Source organism: Novosphingobium sp. 18050 (assembly GCF_902706195.1).
Lineage (GTDB): Bacteria > Pseudomonadota > Alphaproteobacteria > Sphingomonadales > Sphingomonadaceae > Novosphingobium.
The window spans coordinates 1-382 of sequence record NZ_CACSJO010000124.1 but is presented as its reverse complement, the minus strand read 5'-3'; the positions used below and the strand labels follow the sequence as shown (position 1 = coordinate 382).

At 63.9% G+C, this 382-nt stretch carries 2 protein-coding genes; one reads left to right on the top strand and one right to left on the bottom strand.

The window, feature by feature from the left end; genetic code table 11:
- On the bottom strand, window positions 1-219 hold a 219-nt coding region (locus GVL61_RS24880), incomplete at its 3' end, for a hypothetical protein (RefSeq protein ID WP_200845036.1).
- Between GVL61_RS24880 and GVL61_RS25565 the strand changes: the two genes are divergently transcribed.
- Window positions 218-382: transcriptional repressor (locus GVL61_RS25565; RefSeq protein WP_200845035.1), on the top strand; the 165-nt coding region annotated here is incomplete at its 3' end. The two genes, GVL61_RS24880 and GVL61_RS25565, sit on opposite strands and share 2 nt — an antisense overlap.

Here is a 382-nt window from a genome sequence, read left to right as displayed (position 1 = left end):
CTTGTAGGGCGTGACCATGCCCGCGATGCGGTTGCTGGCACTGTCGAAGCTGCCGCAGGCCGAGAGGCCCGCGCCGAGCAACAGGATCAGGCCGATGCGGGCGCTGCGATGGGCGTGGACGGACATGGAAATTGGCATAAACGATATGATCGGACCATTGTAGCGGCTGGTCTCCCAGGCCTTGGCGCGCGCCCCCTGGCACACGAAAGACCCTGTCATGACGAACATCGACGAACTCAAGAGCACCGGGCTCAAGGCCACCCTGCCCCGCCTGAAGATCCTCGAGATCTTCCAGAAGGGTGCGCAGCGCCACATGACGGCCGAAGACGTGTTCCGCGTGCTGCTGGAGGAACGCTCCGACATCGGCCTGGCGACCGTATAC